This is a genomic window from Thauera sp. AutoDN2 (genome assembly GCF_051280715.1).
Lineage (GTDB): Bacteria > Pseudomonadota > Gammaproteobacteria > Burkholderiales > Rhodocyclaceae > Thauera.
The window spans coordinates 1-1,259 of sequence record NZ_JBNCAR010000106.1 but is presented as its reverse complement, the minus strand read 5'-3'; the positions used below and the strand labels follow the sequence as shown (position 1 = coordinate 1,259).

General features: G+C 58.5%; 1 protein-coding gene and 1 pseudogene. Both read right to left on the bottom strand.

Going from position 1 to position 1,259, the window contains the following annotated elements:
- Positions 1 to 29: 29 nt before the first annotated feature.
- Entirely contained in the window at positions 30 to 800 is a 771-nt protein-coding gene (locus ACPT9U_RS17725) for a hypothetical protein (protein WP_435751925.1), read from the bottom strand.
- Positions 761 to 1,259, bottom strand: a pseudogene (locus ACPT9U_RS17720) (pilus assembly protein); the annotation flags it as partial. The pseudogene ACPT9U_RS17720 and the gene ACPT9U_RS17725, both read right to left, overlap by 40 nt.

Below are 1,259 nucleotides of genomic sequence, written 5' to 3'. Positions count from 1 at the left end.
AATCCAGAGCGCGATGCTGTCGTGCGCGATCACGTGCATGCTGAAGACATAGGGCGGTTGGTTGCATGAATCAGGCGACAACTATCTTGACTTGTTCCGTCTGCATTGCCGTTGATCAGGATCTTAAGGCCTAAAGCCTGCCTCTTGATGTCAGCCGACACTGCCGGATACGTAATTCTGCCGTGCTCGTCTACCGCAGCAGCTGGCACTTTCCTACCGGACACTAACCCGTATCCGAACGCGCGGCGCTTTTCCGCTTCCTCCATAGCATTCATCAGTTCCTTGTCATTCAGGAACCATGTTCTCAAGCACTCCGGTGGAGGATCGAATCTTGTTTTTCCCTTAGGGTTCAGCCAGGCAAATAGCATCGTCAATGTGATTTGATGTGTGCCATACGAGGCCGCATAGAAGCGGTCTCGGCCTGCGGAAGCTGGACTGCCCGTTGTCGCGGTGCAGTAGTCGTTATCCCGACTGCAAGGGTTCTCATCTGGTTCTTCATAGCGATAAGGTGGGCCGCCCGTCTCCTTTTTTCCGATGGCCCAGCGAAATATATCCTCGCCGTTGGCTAAGTGGCAGTCTTTGAAATTGCAGTCGTACTTCATCTCATATTCGGTCTTTGCATCATGCGTCAAGAAGCATAGCTGCTCTTCACAGTGCGACTTTGCGGGGGTCTCCGATAGGGATTCGATTGCGTATGCCATGCCGAACCAGGCAATGGTTACTATTCCCAGAGCCACTATTCGTTGGTTTTTTCCAGGGATCACGGTTTCTTGATTACCTTTCCATTCTCGTCCGTGCATACGGGGCAGGACTCGCTACCGTCCGGGCATGGAGGATCGTCGTTTTCATCTCCGCCGTCATGTGGTGGCCCAGGCTCGGACACGGAGGCGCACGTGGGATTTGTCACCGGACATGCCGGTAGCCCTGCCCCCTGCGGTAGTAGCCCCGGATCGACCGGTTTGCCGGCGTTGCCGGCGCCAGGGTTCGACACATTCCCGCCCTCGATCGCCGGCGACTGCATGCGCATGACGGTATGCGCGACCACCGGGATGCGCCCGTCGGCGATCAGGTCGGCGCGGAAGGCGTCGCCGTCGGCGGGATCGAGCAGCGCGAGCGCGCGCGCCATGAAGGGGCCGGCGAGCGGGATCTGCTTCTTTGTGGGGATGCCGTAGGTGATGCGCAGCTTGAGCAGGTTGGCATCGTGCAGGGTCTGGCCGCTGGCGTTGACGGCCGGGTTGCTGTGGCAGCCGGGGCGGTCG